This window comes from Microbacterium fluvii (assembly GCF_025515205.1).
GTDB lineage: Bacteria > Actinomycetota > Actinomycetes > Actinomycetales > Microbacteriaceae > Microbacterium > Microbacterium fluvii.
In genome coordinates this window covers 345,226-369,757 of sequence record NZ_JAOPFX010000004.1, presented here as the reverse complement: position 1 = coordinate 369,757, position 24,532 = coordinate 345,226, and the positions used below count along the sequence as shown (strand labels likewise).

The following is a 24,532-nucleotide window of genomic DNA, read 5'->3' as shown; positions in this document are numbered from 1 at the left end:
TACGTCGCCACCCAACTCAACAACCGGCCACGCATGACCCTCGACTGGAAAACCCCGACCGAAGCCCTCGAACAACTACTCTCAAACCCACCAGAAACCGGTGTTGCACTGACCGCCTGAATCCGCCATGCTGAACGACCTGCCTCGGCGAGATCTCCTGATCTCGCCCAGAGGCGAAGGGGCGACGCAAGCCCCGACTCAGGCGTCGAGCGCCCTGAGCACCTCGACGGGCTCGGCCTGCATCGGATGCGGCCCCGCGATGTCGAAGAAGACCGTCGTGATCTTGTCGCCGTGCACGCTGAGAAACGCGCGCAGCGCGGCGGGCGACTGCAGCGCGACGGCCGGCGGCAGCGTCGCCGGCTTGTGCGCCGCGTCGCTGAACAGCAGCAGGGCGACCCGGCCCTCGTCGTCGCGGTAGGTCCAGACCTCGCCCACGTCGAGCGGGTTGTCGCGGTCGCCGGGCTTCATGAGGGGCACGACGGTCGGCCCGTGGCGCAGTGCGAAGGCGACGGCCGCCATGTCCTGCGTCTGCAGCGCATCGGCCAGCTGTGTGTTGCGGAACTCCAGCGGGGCTGCCTTGCGCTTCTTGGCCATCGCTCCAGCGTAATCGGCTCGTCAGGAGAGGAACCCGTGCAGCAGCGCCTCCGACGCCTCGAGGTGTTCGAGCACGGCCTGCTCGGCAGCATCCGCTCTCGCCGCGAGGATCGCCGTGACGATCTTCTCGTGCTGCGCGTTGGAGTGCTCGATCGTGCGCGGCAGTAGGGGAAAGGCGTCGAGCCAGCCGTTCACGCGGGCGCGGTTCTCGGCCACGAGCGGCACGAGCGAGGGGATGCCGGCGAGCTCGGCGATCGTCAGATGCAGCAGCGAGTCGAGCCGCCGGTAGTCGGGTTCGGATGCGGCGGCCGCCGCCTCGTGCCGCGCCCACAGCTCCTGCCGCGCCTCCGGCGGCAGCGCACGGCCGGCCGCGGCGCGGGCCGCACCCGCCTCGAGCACCGCCCGCAGCCCCAGCACGTCGTCGAGGTCGACGAGGTCGGCCGGATCGGGCTGCGGCGGCTGCGGCAGCGGGTCGGCGACGAACGTGCCGCCGTAACGGCCGCGGCGCGGCACGAGGTAGCCGGTGTCGGCGAGCTCGCGGATCGCCTCGCGCAGGGTGTCGCGGCTCACGGCGAACCGCGCAGCGAGCTCCCGCTCGGGCGGCAGCGACTCGCCGGGGGCGACGACGCCGAGGCGGATCGTCTGGGCCAGCCGCGCGACGGTGTCTTCGAGCGCGTTGCCCTCCCGCACCGGGCGGTACATCGCCCGGTGCAGTTCGGGCAGCGGCTGCTCGCTCGTCATCGCGGCCTACAGCGGCGTCACGTAGGCGTTGCTGATGCCGCCGTCGACCACGAACGTCGACGCCGTGATGAACGACGCGTCGTCGGAGGCGAGGAAGGCGACGGCCGCGGCGAGCTCTTCGGGCTCGGCGAACCGTCCCATCGGCACGTGAACGAGGCGGCGCTGCGCGCGCTCGGGGTCTTTCGCGAACAGCTCCTGCAGGAGCGGCGTGTTCACGGGTCCAGGGCACAGCGCGTTGACTCGGATGCCCTGCCGCGCGAACTGCACGCCGAGCTCGCGGGTCATCGCCAGCACGCCGCCCTTCGACGCCGTGTACGAGATCTGCGAGGTCGCCGACCCCAGCAGCGCCACGAACGAGGCCGTGTTGATGATCGACCCCTTGCCGGCCGGCACCATGTGCCGAAGAGCTGCCCGCGAGCACAGATACACGCTCTTGAGGTTGACGTCTTGCACGCGGTCCCACGCGGGCAGCTCGGTCGTCTCGATCGAGTCGTCGTCGGCGGGTGAGATGCCGGCGTTGTTGAACGCGATGTCGATGCCGCCGAGGTCGCCGGCGACCGAGTCGAAGAGCATGTTGACGGATGCTTCGTCTGCCACGTCGACCGGGCGGAACAGGCCATCGACTTCGAGCGCCGCCTTCTCGCCGGAAGCCGGGTCGAGGTCGGCGATCACGACGCGGGCGCCCTCGGCGGCGAACCGGCGGGCGGTGGCCAGGCCGATGCCCGAGGCACCACCGGTGATGATCGCGACGCGATCTTTGAGTCGGGCGGTCAGATCCATCTTTGGTGCTCCTCGATGTGTCGGTTACGGACGATTGGCGCCGCTGCGGGCGCACTGCGTACGGCGCGTCGCGACCGTAAGCGGTGGGGGACGAGGGGCGGCGTCATGGTGCATCCGTTGCGTAGAAGACGTTCTTGGTCTCGGTGAAGTGCTCTGCCGCGTCGGGGCCGAGCTCGCGGCCCAACCCGGAGGCCTTCATGCCGCCGAAGGGCGTCCAGTACCGCACCGACGAGTGCGAGTTGACCGACAGCACGCCGCTGCGCACGGCCCGCGAGACCCGCACGGCGCGGCCGAGGTTCTCGGTCCACAGCGACCCGGCCAGGCCGTAGATCGTGTCGTTCGCGAGGCGGATGGCATCGGCTTCGTCGTCGAACGGCAGCACCGCCACGACCGGTCCGAACACCTCGTCCTGCGCGATGCGGTCGCCCGGTGCGGCCAGCACGACGGCGGGGGCGAACCAGAAGCCGTCGCCCGCGGGCGCCGACCCGCGGAACGCGACGTCGGCCCCATCGAGGAAGTCCGCGACCGACGAGCGGTGCGCCGCCGAGATCAGCGGGCCCATCTCGGTCGCCGCATCCGACGGATCGCCGACCCGCCACGCCGCGACGGCCGGCTCGAGCAGCTCGACAAAGCGGTCGTACACCGAGCGCTGCACGAGCAGCCGCGACCGGGCGCAGCAGTCCTGCCCGGCGTTGTCGAACACCGAGCCCGGAACGGCGGCCGCCGCCTTCTCGAGGTCGGCGTCGGCGAAGACGATGTTGGCGCTCTTGCCGCCGAGTTCGAGAGTCACCGGCTTGAGCCCGCGCGCGCAGCCCGCCGCGACGTCGACGCCGACCTCGGTCGACCCGGTGAACACGACTTTGCGCACGTCGGGGTGGCTGACGAACCGCTGCCCGACCACCGAGCCCGACCCGACGATGACCTGGAACAGGCCCTCGGGCAGCCCGGCCTGAAGCGCGAGCTCGCCCAGCCGCACGGCGGTCAGGGGCGTGAGCTCGGCGGGCTTGAGCACAACGGCGTTGCCGGCGGCGAGCGCCGGCGCGAAGCCCCACGACGCGATCGTCATGGGGAAGTTCCACGGCACGATGATGCCGACGACGCCGTACGGCTCGTGGAAGGTGACATCGATGCCGCCGGGCACCGGGATCTGCGCCCCGAGCAGCCGCTCGGGCGCGCCCGCGTAGTAGTTCAGCACCTGCGCGACGTGCCCGGCCTCCCACCTGGCAGACGACACCGGGTGCCCCGAATTGCGCACCTCGAGCTGTGCGAGCTCTTCGACGTGCTCCTCGACGACGCGCGCGAACGCCCGCAGCGCGTCGGCGCGGGCACCCGGAGCAAGCGCGGCCCACGCGCGCTGTGCGACGACGGCGCGTGCGACGGCGGCATCCACCTCTTCGATCGACGCCCGCTCGAGCGTGACGATCGGCTGCGCGGTCGAGGGGTCGACGACGGTGAACGCGCTCATGCGAGCGCCTCGACGCGGCGGTCGCGATAGACGGATGCCGCCGCCACGAGCCCCGTGAACAGCCTCCGGTCGGCCGAGTTCTCCTCAGGGTGCCACTGCACCGCGACGAGGTACTCGTCGCCGGGCGCCTCGAACGCCTGCACGAGGCCGTCGTCGGTGCGGGCCGTGACGGTCAGCCCCTCGCCCAGCTCGTCGATGCCCTGGTGGTGGTAGCTGTGCACGTCGAAGGGGCCGGCCCCCAGCATCCCGGCAAGCCGCGTGCGGTCGTCGACGACGACGGTGTTCTCGGCGAAGACGCCGCCGCCGATGCGGTAGCGCTCGGTGCCCAGGGCCTCGGGCAGATGCTGGTGCAGCGTGCCGCCGAAGGCGACATTGATCAACTGCAGCCCACGGCAGATGCCGAACACCGGCAGCCCCCGGCGCAGGGCGCCGCGCAGAAGAGCCAGCTCCCACGCGTCGCGGTCGGGGCGGGCGGGGTCGGTGAGCGGGTGGCGCTCGGCGCCGTAGAGCTCGGGCTGCACGTCGAGCCCGCCGGTGAGGATGAGCCCATCGAGTCCCGCGAGCACCGCCTCGGCGGCGGCCTCGGGCTGCGGCTGCGGCGGCAGCAGCACGGCGGCGGCGCCCGATCCGGTGACCGAGTCGAAGTACTGCTGCGGCAGGAAGGCCGCCCGCACGTCCCACACGCCCTGTTTGGCCTGCTCGAGGTAGGTCGTGAGGCCGATGACGGGCGTTTCGTCTCGCTGCGCTCGCTCAACGACCGGGTCGGAAGTGAGCTCAGAGTCGTTCGAAGCCACGCGTGCGCTCCCAGTCGGTGACGGCGGCGTCGTAGGCCTCGACCTCGATGCGCGCCTGGTTCAGGTAGTGCTCCACCACGTCGTCGCCGAAGGCGGCACGGGCGATGGAGGATTGTGAGAACAGCTGCGCCGCCTCACGCAGAGTGGTCGGCAGCGTCTCGACGGAAGAATCGTACGCGTTGCCGCTGAGCGGCTCCGGCAGCTCCAGCTCGTTCTCGATGCCGTAGAGACCGCCCGCGATGATCGCCGAGATGCCGAGGTAGGGGTTGACGTCGCCGCCGGGCACCCGGTTCTCGACCCGCAGCCCCGATCCGTGCCCCACGACCCGCAGCGCGCACGTGCGGTTGTCGACGCCCCACGCGACCCCGGTCGGGGCGAACGAGCCCTTGGCGTAGCGCTTGTACGAGTTGATGGTCGGCGCGTAGAGCAGCGTGAACTCGCGGAGGGTCGCGAGGATGCCGGCGATCCAGTGCCCCATCAGCGGGCTGAAGCCGTGCTCGCCGTCGCCCGCCATCACGGCCTCGCCCGACGACGAGCGCACCGACAGGTGGATGTGGCAGCTGTTGCCCTCGCGCTCGTTGAACTTGGCCATGAAGGTGAGCGACTTGCCGTGCAAGTCGGCGATCTCCTTCGCGCCGTTCTTGTAGATCGTGTGCTGGTCGGCGGTGGTGAGCACCTCGTCGTAGCGGAACGCGATCTCCTGCTGGCCGTCGTTGCACTCGCCCTTGACGCCCTCGCAGTACATGCCGGCGGCCTCCATGCCGTTGCGGATGTCGCGCAGCAGCGGCTCGAGGCGGGTCGTCGCCAGCAGGTTGTAGTCGACGTTGTAGTCGGTCGACGGCTGCAGATCGCGATAGCCCTTGCGCCACGCGTCGCGGAACGAGTCGTCGAACACGATGAACTCCAGCTCGGTTCCCGAGTAGGCGACGAGGTCGCGCTCGGCGAGGCGCTCGCGCTGGCGATTCAGGATGCTGCGCGGCGACTGCACGACGGGATCGCCGCTCTCCCACTCGAGCTCCGCCATCACCAGCGCACTGCCGGGGATCCACGGCACTCGCCGCAGCGTCGCCGGATCGGGGCGCAGCACCATGTCGCCGTAGCCCTGCTCCCAACTCGACATCGCGTAGCCGTCGACGGTGTTGAGGTCGACGTCGACCGACAGCAGGTAGTTGCACGCCTCCGCGCCGTGCGGCAGCACGACGTCGCGCCACATGCGGCCCGATACGCGCTTTCCGACCAGGCGCCCCTGCGCGTCGGGGAAGGCCACGATCACGGTGTCGATCTCTCCGGCGTCGATGGCCGCCGACAGCTCGTCGACGGTGAGGTTTCCCGGCATCCGACGTCCTTCCGCTCCCCGAACGATGTCCGGCTCATCCAACCTTTGCAGATCGCGATACCGCGACCTGCAGCATCCCGTAACGAGAAACTTACATTCAAAGGTAGACACAGCGAACCAATAACCTCCACAATCGGTCGCAATACGCCATGCGCTTCGTCGCGCGTGCGACAAGGCACCCGAAGCCCCACGGAGGATCGATGTCCCAGAGCGGTGAATCGCGCAAGGTCGCCGGAGCGACCTACACGCGCGCAGGTAACGAGTACTTCGAGAAGCGCGGCCTGAAGCGGTCGGCCGGCGTCTGGGGGCTGTGGGGCCTCGCGGTCGCCGCCGTCATCTCGGGCGACTTCTCGGGGTGGAACTTCGGCATCGACTTCGCCGGCTTCGGAGGCATGTGCATCGCCTTCGTGATCCTGGTGGCGATGTACTACGGCATGATCTTCTCGATCGGCGAGATGGCCGCCGCGATGCCGCACACCGGCGGCGCCTACTCCTTCGCCCGCTCGGCGATGGGCCCGTGGGGAGGCCTCATCACCGGTGCGGCCGAGACGATCGAATACGTCGCGACGACCGCGGTGATCGTCTACTTCTCGGCCTCGTACGCCGACGCCATCACGAGCGAGCTGCTGAACGTGTCGCTGCCGGGCTGGGTGTGGTGGATCATCCTCTACGCCGTGTTCATCCTGCTCAACGCCTCGGGCGCGCACATCTCCTTCAAGTTCGCGATCGTCGTCTCGATCATCTCGATCGGCATCATCCTGGTCTTCTCGGCGATGGCGATCTTCTCGGGAGCCTTCAGCTGGGACGCGCTGTGGAACATCGAACCCGACCCGGGCCAGTCGACCTTCCTGCCATTCGGCCCGCTGCCGATCCTGTTCGCTCTGCCCTTCGCGATGTGGTTCTTCCTCGGCATCGAAGAGCTGCCGCTGGCGGCCGAGGAGTCGCACAACCCGGTGCGCGACATCCCGCGCGCCGGCTTCTGGGCCCGCGGCACCCTCATCGTCACGGGCCTGCTCGTGCTGTTCCTCAACACCGGCGTCATCGGCGCCGAGGCCACCCGCACGGCGGGCGAGCCCCTGCTCGACGGCTTCCGCGCGATCGTCGGCGACGGCCTCGCCGCCGTGCTGGCCCTCTTCGCCCTCGTGGGCCTTCTCGCCTCGCTCCAGGGCATCATGTTCGCCTACGGCCGCAACATGTACTCGCTCTCGCGCGCCGGCTACTACCCGCAGTTCCTCTCCCTCACCGGCAAGCGGCAGACGCCGTGGGTGGCGCTCCTGGTCGGCGCGGTCATCGGCTTCATCGCCCTGGTCGTGCTCGACGTGCTCAGCCACATCGACGAAGAAGGCGCGGGAGCGGTCGCCGGCGCGATCGTGCTCAACATCGCCGTGTGGGGCGCAGTGCTGGCCTACCTGCTGCAGATGGTGTCGTTCATCATCCTGCGCAAGAAGCTGCCGAACGTCGAGCGCCCCTACGTGAGCCCGTGGGGCGTTCCGGGAGCTGCGATCGCGGCGATCATCGCGGCGCTCATCTTCGTCGGGTTCCTCTTGAACCCCACGTTCCTGCCCGCCATCATCGCGATCGCGATCGTCTACGCGATCATCCTGATCGGCTTCGCCTTCCACTACCGGCACCGCCTCGTGCTCTCGCCTGAGGAGGAGTACGCACTCTCCGGCGGAACGCACGGCGACCCGCAGGCGGAGGGCTACGACGCCATGGAGACCGAGGTCTTCGGCGACAAGTGAGCAGTCGGGGCGGCGGCCTTCTGCCGGGAGCGCGACGTGCTCAGTACAGGAAGAAGGTCGTCGCCTCCTGCGACACGATGCCGCCGATCTCGACCGAGAGGTTGTAGGTCGCGCCGCCGCCCGACGCTGTCGGGCGGTTGCCGCTGTCGCACGAGTCGACCGACGAGCGGGTGCGGTCCCACTCGATCGGGGATGCGCTCGAGACGGTCTGGCCCTCTTCGAGCAGCACGATCATGTCGCTCGGCTGGTCCTGGCAGTCGGTGGAGCGCCACCACACGTCGTCGCCGCTCGAGATCGTGAACACCTGCGTCGAGGTGCCGACGTTCATCGTGCAGGCGGGTCCGTTGTTGGTGAGCTCGATCGACAGTTGCGGGTTCTGCCCGCTCGCATAGCTCTCTTTGTCGGTGGTCGCCACGACATCGAGGTCGGTCGCGACGCAGGGAGCGGCATCCGTCGCAGCGCCCGAAGCGGATGCTGCCGGCGTCGCGCTCGGCGACGCGCTGGGCGACGCGGCTGCGGCCTTGGTCGATCCAGGCACCGGCAGCTCGTCGGTCGTCGCCTGCGCGGCGACCGAATCGGCCGGCGCAGCAGCGTCATCGCTCCCGGCCGCCACGCCCTTCCACGGCTGGGCGATCACGAGCCACACGACGCCGGCGACCACCAGCAGCAGCGCCAGCAGCACGACCAGCCGGCGACGGCGGTAGACCGCCGGTGAGTGGCGCCTGCGCGGGGTGGTGCCGGTCATGCCCCCCAGGGTAAGCGCGCCCGCGCGCGGATCGCGGAGGGCGCGCGCGTCAGAGCTGCTTCAGCATCCGCGTGTTGCCGAGCGTGTTCGGCTTGACGTGGGCGAGATCGAGGAACTCGGCGACGCCCTCGTCGGGGCTTCGCAGCAGCTGCGAGTACACATCGGGGTCGACGACCTGCTCGCCGATCGGGTGGAAGCCGCGGCGGGTGAAGAAGTCGACCTCGAAGGTGAGGCAGAACAGCCGCGCGATGCCCAGCGCCCTCGCGTGCTCTTCGAGGCGCTCGACGATCACGCGGCCGACGCCGTGGTGCAGCCAGTCGTCGGCGACGATGAGGGTGCGGATCTCGCCGAGGTCCTCCCACATGACGTGCAGGGCGCCGCAGCCGACCAGCGTGCCGTCGGCGTCTTCTGCCACGACGAACTGCTGCACCGACTCATAGAGCACGACGATGTCTTTGCCGAGCAGGATGCGACGCTGCACGTAGGGCTCGAGCAGCGCCAGGATGCCGCGGATGTCGCCGGTGCGCGCCGGCCGCACGCTGAACTCGCTCACCCCGCCAGCCTATGCCCGCTCAGTCGGCGGCGACCGCGCGCACGCCCGCCAGCACGATGCGCAGCTGGCGCTCGAACCGCTCGTCGGCGCTGCCGCGGTCGTGGCCCGCTTCGACGACCAGCGGGGCGCCCTCCAGCGCCGCGTCGCGCGCCTCGACGGCGTAGCGGGTGGGGTCGGATGCCGCCGACTGCGCCCGCTCCTGCTCCTCGATGACCGCCCCCACCACGAACGCGGTGACCGTCTCGGCCGCATCCAGCACGTCGGCGAGGGCCATGCCCTGCGCCGTCCACTGCTCGAGCCACGGCTCCTGCGCTCGCAGGATCGCCGGGTCGGTGAGCCGAGTGCCGCTGAACGTGCGCGCGCCGTCGCGGTGCCGCAGGTATTCGGCGCGCAGCGCCCTGGCGTAGCCGGCGAGGCCGTCGGCCCAGTCCTGCGCGTGCTCTACGGTGACCACCGCCTGCACGCGCCGCTGGATCTCGGTGCCCATCTCGTCGAGCAGCTCCTGCTTGCCGGCGACGTGCCAGTACAGCGCGGGAGCCTTGACCCCGAGCCTCGTCGCGACGGCACGTACCGTGACCGCGTCGATGCCGCCGTCGTCGAGCACGTCGAGCGCGGCGGCGACGATGAGTTCGCGCGTGATCCCCTTCGGCATGCTTGACAGCTTAACAACGTTAAGGCACCATGGAGGTGCAATTGAACTTAGTTAAGGAGTCATCATGCGCGCAGTCGTCCTCACTGCTCCCGACGCCGCCCCCGAGGCCGCCGAGTTCCCCGAGCCCGCCCCGGTCCCCGGCCACGAACCGCTGCGGCTGGTCGGAGCGGGCCTCCACCAGGTCGTGCGCTCGCTCGCCGCCGGCCGTCACTACGGCAGCGGCGCGCAGTATCCGCTCGTGCCGGGTGTCGACGCCGTCGCCCGCACGGCCGACGGGCGCCTCGTCTACACCGGCTGGCCGCGAGCCCCCTGGGGAACGATGGCCGAGACCCTCGCGACGCCGGTCGGGCTCGAACTGCCCTCCGGCGCCGATCCGTTCGCGATCGCCGCCGGCATGAACCCCGCGATGTCGGGCTGGATGCCGCTCTCGCAGCACCTCGAGGCCCGCGGCGCGCTCGGCACGGTGCTCGTGCTCGGCGCCACCGGAATGTCGGGCGGCATGGCCGTGCGCGAGGCCTTCGCCCTCGGCGCCGAGCGCGTCATCGCCGCGGGGCGCGACGCGGGCGCCCTCGAGGCCTTGCGCGCCACCGGGGCCGAGCCGGTGTCGATCGCCGACGGCCCCGACGAGCTGGCGGCGGCAGTCTCGGCCCACACCCCCTCGCTCGTGCTCGACTACCTGTGGGGGCCGGTCGCCGAGACGGCGTTCGCCGCCCTCGGCCGCCGCGGCCTCGACGACGACACCGCCGACATCTCCTACGTGCAGATCGGCGGGCTCGCCGGCCTCGATGCGCGCGTGCCTGCGGCGCTCCTGCGCAGCCGCAGCATCCGCATCTCGGGCAGCGGCGCCGGCTCGGTGTCGACCGAGCGCATGCTCGCCGAGCTCCCCCGCATCATGGGGCTCATCGCCGACGGCACCCTGCCGGTGCCCTACACGGCCTACCCGTTCTCGCGCGCGGCCGAGGCGTGGGGGCACACGGGCCGCAGCCGCGCGGTGATCGTGCCCGACTGACCTGCAACGAAGGAGGGGGCGGATGCTGTCAGCATCCGCCCCCTCATTTATGCGTCTTTACGCGCCCGCCGCCAGATCGGGCGTCGCGGTGATCTCGCCACCCGAGACGACGCCGACGGCGACCTTCTCGCCCCGCGGGCCGTGCTCGAAGACGAACTGCCCGTTCTCGGCATCGACCTTCACGTGGTCGCCGGGGTTGAGTTCGCCGTGCAGGATCTTCTCGCTGAGCTGGTCTTCGACCTCGCGCTGCATGGCGCGGCGCAGCGGTCGGGCGCCCAGCGTCGGGTCGAAGCCGATCTCGATCAGCTTGTCTTTGGCCGCATCGGTGAGCTCCACCGTCATGTCGCGGTCGAGCAGACGCTCGCCGAGGCGCTTGACGAACAGGCCTACGATCTGCCGAAGCTCCTGCTTGTTCAGCTGCGGGAAGACGATGATGTCGTCGACGCGGTTGAGGAACTCGGGCTTGAAGTGGCGCTTGAGCTCTTCGTCGACCTTGCCCTTCATCCGCTCGTACGTCGTCTGGTCGTTGCCCTCGACCTGGAACCCCACCGGGCCGCCGGCGATCGCCTGCGAGCCGAGGTTGGTCGTCATGATGATGACGGTGTTCTTGAAGTCGATGACGCGGCCCTGACCGTCGGTCAGGCGACCCTCTTCGAGGATCTGCAGCAGCGAGTTGAAGATGTCGGGGTGCGCCTTCTCGATCTCGTCGAACAGCACGACCGAGAACGGCTTGCGGCGCACCTTCTCGGTGAGCTGGCCACCCTCTTCGAAGCCGACGAATCCGGGAGGGGCGCCGAACAGGCGCGACACCGTGTGCTTCTCGCCGAACTCGCTCATGTCGAGCGAGATCAGCGCGCCCTCGTCGTCGAAGAGGAACTCGGCCAGGGCCTTGGCCAGCTCGGTCTTTCCGACGCCGGTCGGGCCGGCGAAGATGAACGAGCCCGACGGGCGCTTGGGGTCTTTCAGACCCGCACGCTGACGACGGATCGTGCGCGAGAGCGCGGCGATCGCCTCGTCCTGGCCGATGACGCGCTGGTGCAGCGCCTTCTCCATGAAGACGAGTCGGCTCGACTCCTCTTCGGTGAGCTTGAAGACCGGAATGCCGGTGGCCTGAGCGAGCACCTCGGCGATCAGGCCCTCGTCGACCACCGCGTGGGTGGCGACGTCGCCCGACTTCCACTGCTTCTCGAGACGCAGGCGCTCGGCCAGCAGCGACTTCTCCTCGTCGCGCAGGGCCGCGGCCTTCTCGAAGTCCTGCTCCTCGCTGGCGACCTCCTTCTGGCGGCGCACCTCGGCGATCTTCTCGTCGAACTCGCGCAGCTCGGGAGGGCTGGAGAGGATGCTGAGGCGCAGGCGCGCGCCCGCCTCGTCGATCAGGTCGATCGCCTTGTCCGGCAGGAACCGGTCGCTCACGTACCGGTCGGCGAGATTCGCGGCAGCCACGATCGCGCCGTCGGTGATCTGCACCTTGTGGTGCGCCTCGTAGCGGTCGCGCAGACCCTTCAGGATGTTGATCGCGTGCGGAAGGCTCGGCTCGGCGACCTGGATCGGCTGGAAACGGCGCTCCAGCGCAGCATCCTTCTCGAAGTGCTTGCGGTACTCGTCGAGCGTCGTCGCACCGATCGTCTGCAGCTCGCCGCGGGCGAGGAGCGGCTTGAGGATGCTTGCCGCGTCGATCGCGCCCTCGGCGGCGCCCGCACCCACGAGGGTGTGGATCTCGTCGATGAAGACGATGATGTCGCCGCGGGTGCGGATCTCTTTCGTGACCTTCTTGAGGCGCTCTTCGAAGTCGCCGCGGTAGCGGGAGCCGGCGATGAGCGAGCCGAGGTCGAGCGAGTAGAGCTGCTTGTCCTTGAGCGTCTCGGGCACGTCGCCCTTGACGATCGCCTGCGCTAGGCCCTCGACGACGGCGGTCTTGCCGACGCCGGGCTCGCCGATCAGCACGGGGTTGTTCTTGGAGCGCCGAGAGAGGATCTGCATGACCCGCTCGATCTCCTTCTCGCGGCCGATCACGGGGTCGAGCTTGTTGTCGCGGGCGGCCTGCGTGAGGTTGCGGCCGAACTGGTCGAGCACCTGCGAGCCGCCCTGCGTCGTGCCCTGGGTCTGCTCGCCGGCGCCGCTGGCAACACCCGCGGGCTCCTTGCCCTGGTAGCCGCTGAGCAGCTGGATGACCTGCTGGCGCACCTTGTTGAGGTCGGCGCCGAGCTTGACCAGCACCTGGGCGGCGACGCCCTCGCCCTCGCGGATGAGGCCCAGCAGGATGTGCTCGGTGCCGATGTAGTTGTGGCCGAGCTGCAGCGCTTCTCGGAGGCTCAGCTCGAGCACCTTCTTGGCCCGAGGCGTGAAGGGGATGTGGCCGGTCGGCTGCTGCTGACCCTGGCCGATGATGTCCTGCACCTGTTCACGCACCGCGTCGAGCGAGATGCCCAGGCTCTCCAGAGCCTTGGCGGCGACGCCCTCGCCCTCGTGGATCAGACCGAGCAGGATGTGCTCGGTGCCGATGTAGTTGTGGTTGAGCATCTTCGCCTCTTCCTGGGCGAGCACAACCACACGACGGGCACGGTCCGTGAATCTCTCGAACATCTCGTTCACTCCTCGAGGCGCGGAGGTCTCGCGCCATACAAAGAGGGTAACGAGCAGGCGGATGCCGTATGCCCGTGTTCGCCAGGGGCATACCCGCGCCCCGGGGAGGCATTGCCCCGCTGCATCCGCACTCGAGCCTCTCGCCTTCCTTCCCCGTTCAGTCGTCGTAAACGGCGGCCTCCTGGCCGTGCCCAGTCGCCATCTGTGACGACTGAATACTCGACCCCTCTGTTCAGTCGTCGTAAACGGCGGCTTGACGGGCCGATCCGGTCGCCATCTGTGACGACTGAAGCAAGGGACGGGTGGCGGGGTCTTGACGCCGCGCCACCGCGTCCATATCGTTTTTCGATAACAACGATGATCGATATGGAGGATGCGGTGAGCATCGGAGCGGAAGACCTCGGCGGCGCCCTGCTGTGGGTCGCGATCGGGCTCGGCGTGCTGCTCGGCATCGCCGCGCTCGCGGTATGGGCGGCGCGCCGGCGCGGCAGCACCACCATCGTGCTCGACGCGACCGCGGCGGTCGCGAGAGTGTGGATCGCATTCGTCGGCCTCGCCGCCGTCTTCGTGATGTGGCGGTGGCTCGGCGGCGGGACGACCTGGATCCCCGAACTGCCCGTCACGATGGCATGGCCCACCGCTCTGCCGTGCGAGCAGCCCGTGCCACCCGAGAGCGTCGGGACGACGCTCGAATGCGCGAGCGTGCAGGTCGTAGACGCGACGATCGCGAACCTCCCCGTCGCCACCCGCGCCGTGCTCGCCCTCGGCGACCTGCTCAGCCTCGCCCTGGCCGCCATGCCCGCCGTCGCGGTCGCCGTGATCTGCCATCAGGCGCTCAAGGGACTGCCGTTCGGTCGGGCGGCGGGGCGGATGCTGATGCTCACCGCCGTCGTGGTGCTTGTGGCCGGCATGGGCACCGAGCTGGCGACCTCGATCGGCCGCAGCCTCGCCGCCGGCGCTGTGCTGCCCGGCCCTGAGAGCGGGGCGGACGTCACGACGACGGGGATCTTCCGCCTGACCGTGCCGCTCTGGCCGATCGGCGCCGCACTCGCCCTGGCGGCGCTCGGCACCGTCTTCCGCCACGGCGCCGTGCTGCAGCGCGAAACGGAAGGACTCGTGTGATGACGGGATTCAGCTGGATCAACCTGCTCGCCGTGCTGCTGGTCGTCGCCCTGATCCTCGGGGTGATCGTGGTGTTCGCGCGTGCGGGAGCACGTGGCCGCCGCGAAGGCGAGCCGTCATCGGTCGTGCGCACCACCCTGGTCGTCGCGGCCGTGTGGGCGGGATTCTCTGTCATCGGGGCGACGATCAGCTTCTTCGTCATCCTGCTGCAGCCGCAGGTGTCGATCACGGTTCCTGTGCAGGACTACTGGCCCGCGCTCCCGGAGGGAACCGTCGTCGAGGGCATGGCGGCGACCCTGCAGACCGGCAGCTTCACGTCGGCGCAGCTGCTCGTCGAGGGCCTGAGCACCGGCGCCCGGGTCGGCTGGGCGATCAGCCAGGCCCTGTGGTGGCTGCTGCCCGCCGCGATCGCCGGGATGATCGCGGTCGCCTGCTTCCAACTGCTCGCAGGTCGGCCGTTCGCACCCGTCGTCGCCCGCACCGCGATGTTCACCGGGGTCGTGGTCGCGGTCGGCGGCGTCGCGGCGGAGATGCTCGGCGACGTCGCCGGAAGCATCGCCGGAGAAGAGGCCCTGCGGTGGTCGAGCGCCGAATACGGCGAGGTCGCCGGCATCGAGGATGTTCTGGCCGCCTGGTGGCCCTCTCCCGCGTTCGACGTCACCCTCCCGTTCTGGCCGATCGCCGCGGGGCTCGCCTTCGCCGCCCTGAGCGCGATCTTCCGCTACGGCGCCGTGCTGCAGCGCGACAGCGAGGGGCTCGTGTGACACCCGCCGAAGAAGAGGAGGCGGCCGGCATCCACTGCCGCCTCGACGAGCTTCTGGCCGAACGTGGCATGACCCTCGCGCGGCTGTCGGAGCTCGTCGGCGTCTCGGTCGTGAACCTCTCGGTGCTCAAGAACGACCGTGCCCGCGCGATCCGCTACTCGACGCTCTCGGCGATCTGCCGGGCTCTCGACTGCGAGGTCGGCGAGCTGCTCGTGCGCGCCGACCCGTAGTCGTCCGCCGCCGGCTGCCGCAGCATCCGCGGCTCACCCCAGCCCCGTTCAGTCGTCGTAAACGGCGACCTCCTGACCGCTCCCGGTCGCCATACGTGACGACTGAACATTCGGCCACTTTGTTCAGTCGTCACAGATGGCGAGCGGAGTGGCGAACGGGTCGCCATACGTGACGACCGAGCGATCACGCGCAGGACGGATGCTGCCCGGTCGGGCTTCTCGGCGGCCACCGCACCGCCGCCGCATCGCCGCCGTGGCCGCGTCAGCGCGAGCGCTCGGCGAGCACGGCGCCCACGCGCGACACCAGCTGCCGCGGAGTGACGAACAGCATCCGCTTCGTCACCCGCACGATGCGCCAGCCCGCCGCTTCGAGCGCTGCGTACCGATCGATGTCGCTCTCCCACTGCCCGGCCGACGCGTGGTGCGCGCCCTCGTACTCGACCGCGGTCTTCAGGGCGGGGTAGGCCATGTCGACGCACGCGATGAACGTGCCGTACTCGTTGTACACATCGAAGTCGAGCGCCGGTTCGGGCAGGCCGGCATCGATCAGGGTCAGGCGCGTCCAGGTCTCGGTGCGCGACACCGCGCCCACGCGCACCCGGGGCAGCGCCTCGCGCAACGCCGCACCGCCGACCCGGCGACCGGCCTCGACAGCGGCCGTCAGCTGCGCGAGGGTCGCGAGACCCGGGCGGACGACCTCCCGCGTGACGGGGTCACGGTGCACGCGCACGAAGTGGTCGGCGACCGCGATGAGGTCATACGGATGCGGCAGCATCCTGCCGAGCATCGCCCAGGTCGAGGCGGGGCTCGCCAACCGGAGACCCGATTCGGGATGCGTGACCTTGTGCGCGAATCCCGACCGCACGGCATGGCCGCTCACACCTCTCCCCCGCGGCGCCCGCCCCGGCCACAGTCGCGCCACGTGCAGCACCTCGGGATCGAAGATCGGGTAGGTCGGCGGCGGATTGCGGGCGAGCGCGGCGACGTCGAAGATGCGATCGGGCACCGGAGCGCCCCACAGCACCGCCGCGGTGATGTGGCTGAAGAAGCAGTCTGAGGGCATCACGGGCACATACTGCGCAGCGAGTTCATGGATCCGCCGCACCGCCGTGCTCCTCGGATAGGCAATAGGCACCACAGACTCGCGGTCCTCGGCGGGCGCCTCGGCGCCCGCTGCTCTGCTCCTCGACCCGTGGAACGGGCTGGAGAGGTCGCTCGCCCTGAGCCGCGAGCGAGTCACACCGGCGTGCCTCGCGGCGGTGACACCGAAATCGTCTGGCAGCTCTTCGGGAAGGTCCGCACGCACCATGCCGTCACTGTCGCAGGATGCTGGGCTCTGCCGCCGCGAGTTTCCACAGCCCGTGGCCGCCGAGCGCGCCGTGGCGACAGCATCCGCCCTCCGGTCTCCCTGCTTCAGTCGTCACATACGGCGACCTCCGCGCGAGATCGGTCACCATACGTGACGACTGAACGCAGCCCCCACCCGTTCAGTCGTCGTAAACGGCGGCCATATGGGGCACAGAGGTCGCCATATGTGACGACTGAGCATCGGGGAGAGCGGGAGGAGAAGCGGCCGAACCCGGCGCGACCGGCGGCCCGCCCGATCGCCTGACCGGCAGACCGAGACCCCCTACGGCTGGCCGAGCACGGGCACGGCGACCGAGTCGAACTCGGCACCCACCAGCAGCACGGTCCAGTCGACGTCGTCGTCGGCCTGCTCCTCGAGCTGGGCGAGGGCGGTGCGCGGGGCCATGTCCATCGTGCAGACCTGGTCGGGCGCCGCCTCGGCGAAGGCCACCGTGATCTCGGCGGGCGCCGACACCGTCGCCGACTGGATCGCCGGGGCGCACGACGACGAGCCCCACGTCAGCAGCACGAGCAGGTCGTCGTCGGCCCACCCGGCGCTCGGCTGGTAGTCGGTCGCGGCGCTGTCGACGGTGAGCCCCGGCACGCCGTCGAGGTCGCCGCGCGCCTCCACGGCGCCCGTGGTCACCAGCTCGACGTCCGCCGACGGGTCGACCCCCTCCGGGAGCGGCACGAGCGTCACCCGCGGCGCGTAGTCGGCGGTGCAGGCGGCATCCTCCGGGTCGAGCAGCTCGACCGTGACGGTCTGGCCGTCGGCCGAGACCCCGTCGGCCGAGGGCACGCACGACGACGACCCCCACGTGACGAGTCCGATCATGCGGCCGCCGTCGAGCCATGCCCCCTCGAACTCGGCTCCGTCGACCACCGCCGTCGCGCTGGCAGACCCCGACGCGCCGCCCGCAGAGTCCGCGCCCGTCGCGCACCCCGCCAGCACGGCGGCGGTCAGAAGAAGAACGGATGCTGTCACCAGGCGCCTCATACTTCGATCCTCCCCCGGCTGCCAGGCAGAATCCTCGGAACCCGGTCACGACCCCATAACGTCCGCCCCCTCCCGGTCACGACCCCATAACGAACGCGGACGAACGCGAGCGAACGCGCACGAAACGCGCCTACTGCAGCGCCGAGGTGAGCCGCGCGAGGTTGTCGAGCACCGTCGAGCCGAGCGACTGCTGCTTCCACTCCTCGGCCGTGAGCTCGCGCGACAGCGACCGGTAGGTGTCTTCGACCTGGCGCATCTCGGCGATGAACTCCTCGCCTCGAACGAGCATCGAGATCTCCAGGTTGAGACCGAACGAGCGCATGTCCATGTTGCTCGAGCCGATGATGGCCACCTCGTCGTCGATCGTCATCGACTTGGAGTGCAGGATGTAGGGCTTCTGGTACATCCAGATCTTCACGCCTGCGCGCAGCAGCGCCTCGTAGTACGACCGCTGAGCGTGATAGACGAGCGCCTGGTCGCCCTCCTCCGAGACGAACAGTTCGACGTGGATGCCCCGCTGGCACGCCGTCGTGATCGCCAGCAGCATCGCCTCGTCCGGCACGAAGTAGGGGCTGACGATGATGATGCGCTCCTGCGCGGCATAGAGCAGCCCCGCGAACAGCTTGAGGTTGTTCTGGAACTCGAAGCCGGGGCCAGACGGCACGATCTGGCAGTCGAGGTCGCCGGGGCCCGTGCGGATGTCTTCGAGGTAGGCCTCGTCGGTGAGGGCCTCGTCGGTCTCGCTGTACCAGTCCGAGAGGAACACGGCGTTGATCGAGGGCACGACGGGTCCCTCGATGCGGGCCATGAGATCGACCCAGTGCAGCCCGCGCTTGATGTTCTTGGGCAGGTTGTATGTCGAATCGGTGATGTTCTGCGACCCCGTGAAGGCGACGCGCCCGTCGACGACGAGGAGCTTGCGGTGATTGCGCAGATCGGGCCGCTGGTACTTGCCCTTCAGCGGCTGCACCGGCAGCATCAGGTGCCACGCCGCGCCCATCGCGTCGAGCCGGGCGAGGGTCTTCTTGTAGAACGGCTTCGAGCGGTTTGCCCAGTGGTCCAGCAGCACGCGCACCGTGACGCCGCGGGCCGCAGCATCCTCGAGCGCACGGAAGAAGCCGTCGGTCGACGCATCCGATTGGAAGATGTAGAACTCGACGTGCACGTAGCGCTTGGCTCCGCGGATCGCCTCGGCCATCGCATCGAGGCTCCCCTGGTAGTCGGGGATGAGGTGCACGGCGTTGTCGCCGGCCAGCGGCATGGCGCCGAGGTTGCGGTTGAGGGTCACCAGCGAGCGGAACCACGCCGGTGCGTTCGGGCGCAGCGTGCCGAAGTCGAGGCTGCCCGCCGTCTCGCGCAGATAGTCGTTGAGCTGCTGCTGCTTCTTGCGGCGCGTGCGCGGCAGCCGCGGGTTGCCGATCAGCAGGAACAGCAGCACCCCGACGAACGGGATGAAGTAGATCGCCAGCAGCCACGCCATCGCCGCGGTCGGGCGACGGTTGCGCGGCACCACGATGATCGCCACGATGCGGATGATGAGGTCGACGATGAAGACGCCGATCACCCACCACGACGCGTCGATGGTGATGTTGATCACGCGATCTCCCCTCTTGCCGCGTGAAGCCAGCGTAGTGGGAGCGGTGACTCAGCTATCGGATGCCGCCGCCTCCGCGGGCGGAAGACCACGGCGCTTGCGCTCCTCGGCCTCGTACCTGGCGTACTCGCGGCGCTCGGTGCGGTCGGCGCGGATGATGCCGCGCAGCACGAAGAAGAAGATGGTCGCGACGACGACGGTGGGAAGCAGCGACCAGAGCACTGCGGCCCAGTAATCGTCCATGCCCTCCATCGTACGCGGAGCGGCAACGGGCTACTTGACGAGCGGGAAGAGGATCGTCTCGCGGATGCCGAGCCCGGTGATCGCCATGAGCAGGCGGTCGATGCCCATGCCCATGCCGCCCGTCGGCGGCATGCCGTGCTCGAGAGCTCGCAGGAACTCCTCGTCGATGCGCATGGCCTCGACGTCGCCCCGAGCGGCGAGCTTCGCCTGCTCGACGAACCGCTCGCGCTGAATGACGGGGTCGACGAGCTCGGAGTAGCCGGTGGCCAGCTCGAATCCGCGCACGTAGAGGTCCCACTTCTCCACGACGCCGGCGATCGAGCGGTGCTCGCGGACGAGCGGAGACGTGTCGACGGGGAAGTCCATGACGAACGTCGGCCGCGTGAGGTCGACCTTGACGAAGTGCTCCCACAGCTCCTCGACGTACTTGCCGTGCGTCGGATGCGGCGGCTCGTCGACGCCGACCTCGGCGGCGAAAGCGGCCAGCTCGTCAAGCGAGGTCTCGGGCGTGATCGTGCGACCGGATGCGGCGGACAGCGACTCGTACATCGAGATGCGGTCCCACTGACCGCCCAGGTCGTACACGGTGCCGTCGGCCCACGTCACCGTGGTGGTTCCTGCGACCGCGATGGCCGCGTTCTGGATGAGCTCCTGGGTGAGGTCGGCGATGCCGTTGTAGTCGCTGTAAGCCTGGTAGGCCTCGAGCATCGCGAACTCCGGGCTGTGCGTGGAGTCGGCGCCCTCGTTGCGGAAGTTGCGGTTGATCTCGAACACCCGGTCGATGCCGCCGACGACGGCGCGCTTGAGGAAGAGCTCGGGGGCGATGCGCAGGTAGAGGTCGGCGTCGAAGGCGTTGGAGTGCGTGATGAACGGACGCGCGGAGGCGCCGCCGTGCTGCACCTGCAGCATCGGCGTCTCGACCTCGAGGAAGCCGTGGCCGGCGAAGGTCTGCCGAAGCGACGCGTTCACCTTGGCGCGGGCCACCACGGTCTCGCGCGCGCGGTCGCGGGCGATGAGATCGAGGAAGCGACTGCGCACGCGCGTCTCCTCGCTGAGCTCGGAGTAGAGGTTGGGCAGCGGCAGCACGGCCTTCGAGGCGATGGCCCAGTCCGAGACCATGATCGACAGCTCGCCGCGGCGGCTCGAGATCACCTCACCGGTGACCGACACGTGGTCGCCCAGGTCCACGAGCTCCTTCCACGCGGCCAGCGACTCGTCGCCGACGGCGGCGAGCGAGACCATCGCCTGGATGCGGCTGCCGTCGCCCGCCTGGAGGGAGGCGAAGCAGAGCTTGCCGGTGTTGCGGCTGAACACGACCCGGCCCGCGACCGATGCGGTGACGCCGGTCTCGGCGCCCGCCTCGAGGTCGGCGTAGCGCTCGCGGAGGGCCGGGATCGTATCGGTGACCGGCACGCTCACCGGATACGCGCCGCCGGCGGCATCCGCGCGCTCGGCGATGAGTCGCTCGCGCTTGGCCAGGCGAACGGCCTTCTGCTCGAAGATCTCCTCGTCGGAGACTTCGGCGGGGGCGGCGGAGGCGGTGGGCTCGGTCATCGGTTGCGGGGCTCCTCGAAAAGCAGACCCTCAAGTCTACCGACCGGCACCGCGAGTCTACCGACCGGCACCGCGCCGGTTGAGCGCTCACAGCGGGGGCGCGCCGACCACCCGCATGGGATCGAATGCCTCACCGGCGGCGTAGTACCCCCCGAAGGCAGCGGCGCCGCCCTCCGTCAGTGCGACCACCGGCAGCTCCGTGACGCCGGCCGCCTCGGGTGCCGGGGCCCCGGTGCGCCATGCGACGATCGGCCCGTCGGCACCGGGGGGTGTGTACGACACGGCCCATCCGAGGGCGCCCGGCGTCAACTGAAGGTGGCTCAGCGTCGTGATGAACGCCCCGTGGTGCGCGAAGAAGGCCACCGAGCCCCCGAATCGCAGCGACCCGTCTGCGCCGACCTCCTCGAGCGGGAAGCGGAACGTGCCGCGTTCGGAGGTCACACCGTCGACCTCGAGCCGCCCGCCGGGAGCGCTGGTGACGTACATCAGGAGGCTGAGCTTGACGCTCCACTCGAGGTGGCACCTCATGGCAGGCGATGTCCCTTCCTGCGGCGAGGCCGCCCGCCGGCGGATAGAGTGACCGCGTGCCGGACCCCGCCCCCGTCTCGCGTGAAGAGCAGAAGCGCCGCACGCGAGATGCCATCACCTTCGCCGCGCGCGGGCTCTTCGTCGCGCAGGGGTACACCGAGACGAGCGTCAACACGATCGCGCGTGCGGCCGGCGTGTCGCGCCAAGGGTTCTACCTGCACTTCAGCGGCAAGGCACAGATCGTCGTCGAGCTGATGCGTCGGATCGGACCCGAGATCCTCGCGATGTACGGCGACCTCGACGAGGTCGAAGACCCCGACGTGCCCGCCGTGAGGGCGTGGCTCGAACAGCACGCGCACGTCTGGCATCGCTACAGCATGGAGTTCGCCGCTATGGAGCAGGCACTCGCCGAAGACGCCGACGTCGCGGCGGAGTGGTTCGCCTTCACGAGGGAGATCGTGAGCCGGCTCCCCCGCGCGCTGAACGCGCAGCGGCGCTCGGGGGCCACGGAGGCGCTTGCGCGTGCACGACTCCACGCGGCGGTCATGGCGGTCGATCGATCGTTCCATTTCCTGTTCCTTCGCGGTCACACCGAAGATCAGGACGCCGAGCTCACCGCCCTCGCCGAGATCCTGTCCAGACAACTCGCTCACTAGACACTTGTCAAGTCAAATGATCTTGTGCATACTTGCCGGATGAGCGGCGAAGGCGCCGCCTGAGACAACCCGCGAGGACAACGATGACTCGACTCGACGCTTCACCCGACCCGACCCGCACCCGCGGTCCATTCACCGCCGGCATCCGCACCGCACCCGGTGCCGTCGTCGACTGGCGCCGCGGCGGCGTCGCCATGGCGGTGACCTTCTCGCTGCTGCAGATGCTCAACGAGATCGGCACGATGATGGCCATCCCGCTCTACGGCTCGATGGGGGCGATCCTCCAGCTCGGGCCCGCCGAGACGGCATGGGCACTGCTGGCCACGACGCTGTTCGGCGCGGCGACGATCCCGCTGCTGTCGAAGGCCGGCGACCTGTTCGGCCACCGGCGGCTGATGATGGTGAGCCTCGTGGGCATCACCATCGGCTATGTCCTCTCGGCCATCGCGCAGGACTTCACGATCCTCATCATCGGCCGAGCACTCACGGGCATCATGGCCGGTCAAGCGCTGTGCATCGGCATCATGGGCGATCGGCTCATCCCCGGGGCTCGCAAGAAGGCGGTCGCCATCATCGCGGCAGGGCAGGCCGTGGGCGTGTTCTTCGGCTTCGCGCTCGGCGGCGTCCTGCTCCAGCTCGGGGGAACCTTCCGTGAGGCGTTCTGGGCCGGCGCGGTACTCACGCTCATCAGCGCCGTCGCCTTCCTGCTGTGGGGGTCGGACTCCGACGCCCTGCACCGTCACCGACAGAACCGCGCCGCGGGAGTCACCCCTCGACTGGACGTGGGCGGCGTGATCCTGCTCGGGGTCGGTCTCACGGCGCTGTGCCTCGGGATCTCACAGTCGACCACGTGGGGCGCGTCGTCACCGCAGACGCTGCTCACCGTCGTGGGCGGGATCGTCCTGCTCGCAGTGGCGCTGCTGTGGGAGTCGCGTTCGAAGAGCCCGCTCCTGCCCGTGCGCGAGATCTTCGGCCGACGACTGGGCCCGGCATACGCCGTGTTCCTCACGTTGGGCATCTGCGGGATGCTGTTCTTCAACTTCACGATGGGATGGGCGCAGACCCCGCCCGAGGTCGCGGGCTACGGATTCGGTCTGAGCCCGCTGGTCGCCGCGTGCCTGTTCCTGGCCATGTCGGCCGCCGGCCTCATCGCCGCACGGCTGGCAACCCGCGCGCTGCGAAGCGTCTCGCCCAAGCTGGTCCTGGTCGCCGCGGCCCTCGTGATGGCGGGCGCATTCGTCTGGCTCGCCTTCGGCCGCGATTCGCTGTGGGCGCTCGTGGCGGGGATCTTCGTCTACGGGGCCGCCTACACGACACTGCTCACGACGGCGATGTCGATCATCGCCACGGAGGCCGCCGCAGGGAAAGGCGCGGGCACCGCTTCGGTCTACGTGGCCGTCGCCCTGGCCGCCTCCTCGATCGGCACGGCCGTCTATGCGGCGATCGTCGCAGCGCACACCGCCCAGGGCGCGCCGATTCCCGACTCCTCCGCCTACACGACCGGCTACCTGACCGCCGCCGCCGCGACCGTGTTCGCACTCGGCGCAGGGATCGCGCTGTCGCGCACGATCACACTGCGCGAGGTCGTCACCCACTAGAGCGAATGCCCCGCACCGCGGTGCGGGGCATTCGCTTCGTTTCTTCACTTGACATATGTAAAGCAAAGGAGTTCAGCAATGAGATTCGCCGACACCATCGCCTTCGTCACGGGGGCAGCATCCGGCATGGGGCTGGCGACCGCCAGGGCTTTCGCTGCCGAGGGGGCCGTGGTCTACGGCGCCGACATCTCGACCGAGGCGCTGGATCGCGAGTTCTCGGGTCTTCCCGGCGCAGTGCCTCTCCCCCTCGACATCGCCGACAGCGCAGCAGTGGATGCGGCCATGGCGCGCGTCGCGGCCGACCACGGAAGATTGGGCGTCCTCGTCAACGCCGCAGGAGTCAACGCCCCGCACCGCGCCGCCCTCGAGATGCTCAACGCAGAGAACGAGAAATCGTTCCAGGCGATGAAGACGGGCGTGCCGCACCATTCGGTCTTCATCGAGTCGGTCTCCGACGACGACTTCGATCGCGTCATGAAGATCAACGCCTACGGCGTCTTCTACACGACGCGAGCAGCCACTCCGCTGCTCAAGGCGAACGGACGCGGTGCGGTCGTCAACTTCTCGTCGGCGGCCGCCCTCATGGGCGTGACGATGCCCCCGTACTATCCGGCCTCCAAGGCTGCCGTGCTCGGCATGACGCGCGAGGCCGCCGCCGAGCTCGCACCCTTCGGCATCACGGTGAACGCGCTGGCACCCGGGGCTGTCGACACGCCGCTGTTCCGCCAGAGCGACGACGACTTCATCGACTTCTTGATCGGGATGCAGCCGATCAGACGCACGGCCTCGCCCGACGAGATCGCGCGGACCGTGCTGTTCCTGGCCAGCGAGGACGGCGCCTACTACACCGGACAGACCATCTCGCCCTCGGGCGGGCTGGTCATGCACTGATCGGAGCACCACTC

Annotated in this window: 24 protein-coding genes; 8 read left to right on the top strand and 16 right to left on the bottom strand. The window is 69.6% G+C overall.

Going from position 1 to position 24,532, the window contains the following annotated elements:
• Positions 1-198: 198 nt before the first annotated feature.
• The 6 genes from OAW74_RS15500 to OAW74_RS15475 all read right to left on the bottom strand — a co-directional run bounded on the left by OAW74_RS15500 (position 199) and on the right by OAW74_RS15475 (position 5,710).
• On the bottom strand, positions 199-594 hold the full coding sequence (locus OAW74_RS15500; RefSeq protein WP_262875295.1) for a dehydrogenase: 396 nt from the start codon (positions 592-594) through the stop codon (positions 199-201).
• Positions 595-615: 21 nt separating this feature from the next.
• Positions 616-1,335 carry a FadR/GntR family transcriptional regulator gene (locus tag OAW74_RS15495; protein ID WP_262875294.1) on the bottom strand — a complete coding sequence of 240 codons (720 nt, stop codon included), beginning with the start codon at positions 1,333-1,335 and terminating at the stop codon, positions 616-618.
• Positions 1,336-1,341: 6 nt separating this feature from the next.
• Positions 1,342-2,115: a 3-oxoacyl-ACP reductase gene (locus OAW74_RS15490; protein WP_262875293.1), complete on the bottom strand. Its 774-nt coding sequence runs from the start codon at positions 2,113-2,115 to the stop codon at positions 1,342-1,344.
• 103 nt (positions 2,116-2,218) lie between these two features.
• A complete protein-coding gene (locus OAW74_RS15485; protein WP_262875292.1) occupies positions 2,219-3,580 on the bottom strand; it encodes an aldehyde dehydrogenase family protein in 1,362 nt (453 codons plus the stop codon).
• The gene (locus OAW74_RS15480) at positions 3,577-4,302 is read right to left on the bottom strand and encodes a gamma-glutamyl-gamma-aminobutyrate hydrolase family protein (RefSeq protein ID WP_262875304.1); all 726 of its coding nucleotides are present in this window, start codon (positions 4,300-4,302) and stop codon (positions 3,577-3,579) included. Before OAW74_RS15480 ends, OAW74_RS15485 begins: the two co-directional genes overlap by 4 nt.
• A 52-nt stretch (positions 4,303-4,354) precedes the next feature.
• Positions 4,355-5,710, bottom strand: coding sequence for a glutamine synthetase family protein (locus OAW74_RS15475; protein WP_262875291.1), 1,356 nt, complete (start codon positions 5,708-5,710; stop codon positions 4,355-4,357).
• Positions 5,711-5,910: 200 nt separating this feature from the next.
• Between OAW74_RS15475 and OAW74_RS15470 the strand changes: the two genes are divergently transcribed.
• A complete protein-coding gene (locus tag OAW74_RS15470; protein ID WP_262875290.1) occupies positions 5,911-7,452 on the top strand; it encodes an amino acid permease in 1,542 nt (513 codons plus the stop codon).
• 40 nt (positions 7,453-7,492) lie between these two features.
• On the opposite strand, the gene OAW74_RS15465 is transcribed toward OAW74_RS15470, so the two are convergent.
• Genes OAW74_RS15465 through OAW74_RS15455 form a run of 3 tightly spaced genes read right to left on the bottom strand, consistent with a single transcriptional unit; the run spans position 7,493 to position 9,402 of the window.
• Positions 7,493-8,197: a hypothetical protein gene (locus OAW74_RS15465; RefSeq protein WP_262875289.1), complete on the bottom strand. Its 705-nt coding sequence runs from the start codon at positions 8,195-8,197 to the stop codon at positions 7,493-7,495.
• A 49-nt stretch (positions 8,198-8,246) separates the two neighbouring features.
• Positions 8,247-8,750, bottom strand: coding sequence for an amino-acid N-acetyltransferase (locus OAW74_RS15460; protein ID WP_262875288.1), 504 nt, complete (start codon positions 8,748-8,750; stop codon positions 8,247-8,249).
• A gap of 19 nt (positions 8,751-8,769) precedes the next feature.
• Entirely contained in the window at positions 8,770-9,402 is a 633-nt protein-coding gene (locus tag OAW74_RS15455; protein WP_262875287.1) for a TetR/AcrR family transcriptional regulator C-terminal domain-containing protein, read from the bottom strand.
• Positions 9,403-9,466: 64 nt separating this feature from the next.
• Here OAW74_RS15455 and OAW74_RS15450 point away from each other — a divergent pair, with 64 nt between their 5' ends.
• Complete coding sequence (locus tag OAW74_RS15450) at positions 9,467-10,411, top strand: quinone oxidoreductase family protein (RefSeq protein WP_262875286.1); 945 nt, start codon at positions 9,467-9,469, stop codon at positions 10,409-10,411.
• A gap of 57 nt (positions 10,412-10,468) precedes the next feature.
• Here OAW74_RS15450 and OAW74_RS15445 read toward each other — a convergent pair whose 3' ends face one another.
• On the bottom strand, positions 10,469-12,994 hold the full coding sequence (locus tag OAW74_RS15445; RefSeq protein WP_262875285.1) for an ATP-dependent Clp protease ATP-binding subunit: 2,526 nt from the start codon (positions 12,992-12,994) through the stop codon (positions 10,469-10,471).
• Between the two features lie 378 nt (positions 12,995-13,372).
• Between OAW74_RS15445 and OAW74_RS15440 the strand changes: the two genes are divergently transcribed.
• The 3 genes from OAW74_RS15440 to OAW74_RS15430 are packed head-to-tail and all read left to right on the top strand — an operon-like array spanning position 13,373 to position 15,110.
• A complete protein-coding gene (locus OAW74_RS15440; RefSeq protein WP_262875284.1) occupies positions 13,373-14,116 on the top strand; it encodes a hypothetical protein in 744 nt (247 codons plus the stop codon).
• On the top strand, positions 14,116-14,880 hold the full coding sequence (locus OAW74_RS15435; protein ID WP_262875283.1) for a hypothetical protein: 765 nt from the start codon (positions 14,116-14,118) through the stop codon (positions 14,878-14,880). Before OAW74_RS15440 ends, OAW74_RS15435 begins: the two co-directional genes overlap by 1 nt.
• The gene (locus tag OAW74_RS15430) at positions 14,877-15,110 is read left to right on the top strand and encodes a helix-turn-helix domain-containing protein (protein WP_262875282.1); all 234 of its coding nucleotides are present in this window, start codon (positions 14,877-14,879) and stop codon (positions 15,108-15,110) included. Before OAW74_RS15435 ends, OAW74_RS15430 begins: the two co-directional genes overlap by 4 nt.
• Positions 15,111-15,372: 262 nt before the next feature.
• Here the strand turns inward: OAW74_RS15430 and OAW74_RS15425 are convergent, their stop codons facing one another.
• From OAW74_RS15425 to OAW74_RS15400, 6 genes are all read right to left on the bottom strand, one after another.
• Positions 15,373-16,176: an endonuclease domain-containing protein gene (locus tag OAW74_RS15425; protein WP_262875281.1), complete on the bottom strand. Its 804-nt coding sequence runs from the start codon at positions 16,174-16,176 to the stop codon at positions 15,373-15,375.
• Between the two features lie 564 nt (positions 16,177-16,740).
• Positions 16,741-17,454, bottom strand: a complete 714-nt coding sequence (locus OAW74_RS15420; RefSeq protein ID WP_262875280.1) for a hypothetical protein — start codon at positions 17,452-17,454, stop codon at positions 16,741-16,743.
• A gap of 130 nt (positions 17,455-17,584) precedes the next feature.
• A complete protein-coding gene (cls, locus tag OAW74_RS15415; RefSeq protein ID WP_262875279.1) occupies positions 17,585-19,051 on the bottom strand; it encodes a cardiolipin synthase in 1,467 nt (488 codons plus the stop codon).
• Between the two features lie 48 nt (positions 19,052-19,099).
• Complete coding sequence (locus tag OAW74_RS15410) at positions 19,100-19,291, bottom strand: hypothetical protein (RefSeq protein WP_262875278.1); 192 nt, start codon at positions 19,289-19,291, stop codon at positions 19,100-19,102.
• A 30-nt stretch (positions 19,292-19,321) separates the two neighbouring features.
• Positions 19,322-20,845: a lysine--tRNA ligase gene (gene lysS, locus OAW74_RS15405; protein ID WP_262875277.1), complete on the bottom strand. Its 1,524-nt coding sequence runs from the start codon at positions 20,843-20,845 to the stop codon at positions 19,322-19,324.
• An 87-nt stretch (positions 20,846-20,932) separates the two neighbouring features.
• Positions 20,933-21,373 (bottom strand): HtaA domain-containing protein, encoded by a 441-nt coding sequence (locus OAW74_RS15400; RefSeq protein WP_262875276.1) that lies wholly within the window; start codon positions 21,371-21,373, stop codon positions 20,933-20,935.
• Between the two features lie 56 nt (positions 21,374-21,429).
• Here OAW74_RS15400 and OAW74_RS15395 point away from each other — a divergent pair, with 56 nt between their 5' ends.
• From OAW74_RS15395 to OAW74_RS15385, 3 genes are all read left to right on the top strand, one after another.
• Positions 21,430-22,029 (top strand): TetR/AcrR family transcriptional regulator, encoded by a 600-nt coding sequence (locus OAW74_RS15395; protein WP_262875275.1) that lies wholly within the window; start codon positions 21,430-21,432, stop codon positions 22,027-22,029.
• Between the two features lie 83 nt (positions 22,030-22,112).
• On the top strand, positions 22,113-23,627 hold the full coding sequence (locus tag OAW74_RS15390; protein WP_262875274.1) for an MFS transporter: 1,515 nt from the start codon (positions 22,113-22,115) through the stop codon (positions 23,625-23,627).
• Positions 23,628-23,705: 78 nt separating this feature from the next.
• A complete protein-coding gene (locus OAW74_RS15385; RefSeq protein WP_262875273.1) occupies positions 23,706-24,518 on the top strand; it encodes an SDR family NAD(P)-dependent oxidoreductase in 813 nt (270 codons plus the stop codon).
• The last annotated feature ends 14 nt before the right edge of the window (positions 24,519-24,532 follow it).

Excerpts from the sequence above, each read along its gene's own strand:
- OAW74_RS15500 (WP_262875295.1), bottom strand. The coding sequence starts at position 594 with ATGGCCAAGAAGCGCAAGGCAGCCCCGCTGGAGTTCCGCAACACACAG.
- OAW74_RS15495 (WP_262875294.1), bottom strand. The coding sequence starts at position 1,335 with ATGACGAGCGAGCAGCCGCTGCCCGAACTGCACCGGGCGATGTACCGC.
- OAW74_RS15490 (WP_262875293.1), bottom strand. The coding sequence starts at position 2,115 with ATGGATCTGACCGCCCGACTCAAAGATCGCGTCGCGATCATCACCGGT.
- OAW74_RS15485 (WP_262875292.1), bottom strand. The coding sequence starts at position 3,580 with ATGAGCGCGTTCACCGTCGTCGACCCCTCGACCGCGCAGCCGATCGTC.
- OAW74_RS15475 (WP_262875291.1), bottom strand. The coding sequence starts at position 5,710 with ATGCCGGGAAACCTCACCGTCGACGAGCTGTCGGCGGCCATCGACGCC.
- OAW74_RS15470 (WP_262875290.1), top strand. The coding sequence starts at position 5,911 with ATGTCCCAGAGCGGTGAATCGCGCAAGGTCGCCGGAGCGACCTACACG.
- OAW74_RS15465 (WP_262875289.1), bottom strand. The coding sequence starts at position 8,197 with ATGACCGGCACCACCCCGCGCAGGCGCCACTCACCGGCGGTCTACCGC.
- OAW74_RS15455 (WP_262875287.1), bottom strand. The coding sequence starts at position 9,402 with ATGCCGAAGGGGATCACGCGCGAACTCATCGTCGCCGCCGCGCTCGAC.
- OAW74_RS15450 (WP_262875286.1), top strand. The coding sequence starts at position 9,467 with ATGCGCGCAGTCGTCCTCACTGCTCCCGACGCCGCCCCCGAGGCCGCC.
- OAW74_RS15445 (WP_262875285.1), bottom strand. The coding sequence starts at position 12,994 with ATGTTCGAGAGATTCACGGACCGTGCCCGTCGTGTGGTTGTGCTCGCC.
- OAW74_RS15435 (WP_262875283.1), top strand. The coding sequence starts at position 14,116 with ATGACGGGATTCAGCTGGATCAACCTGCTCGCCGTGCTGCTGGTCGTC.
- OAW74_RS15420 (WP_262875280.1), bottom strand. The coding sequence starts at position 17,454 with ATGAGGCGCCTGGTGACAGCATCCGTTCTTCTTCTGACCGCCGCCGTG.
- OAW74_RS15410 (WP_262875278.1), bottom strand. The coding sequence starts at position 19,291 with ATGGACGATTACTGGGCCGCAGTGCTCTGGTCGCTGCTTCCCACCGTC.
- lysS (WP_262875277.1), bottom strand. The coding sequence starts at position 20,845 with ATGACCGAGCCCACCGCCTCCGCCGCCCCCGCCGAAGTCTCCGACGAG.
- OAW74_RS15400 (WP_262875276.1), bottom strand. The coding sequence starts at position 21,373 with ATGAGGTGCCACCTCGAGTGGAGCGTCAAGCTCAGCCTCCTGATGTAC.
- OAW74_RS15390 (WP_262875274.1), top strand. The coding sequence starts at position 22,113 with ATGACTCGACTCGACGCTTCACCCGACCCGACCCGCACCCGCGGTCCA.
- OAW74_RS15385 (WP_262875273.1), top strand. The coding sequence starts at position 23,706 with ATGAGATTCGCCGACACCATCGCCTTCGTCACGGGGGCAGCATCCGGC.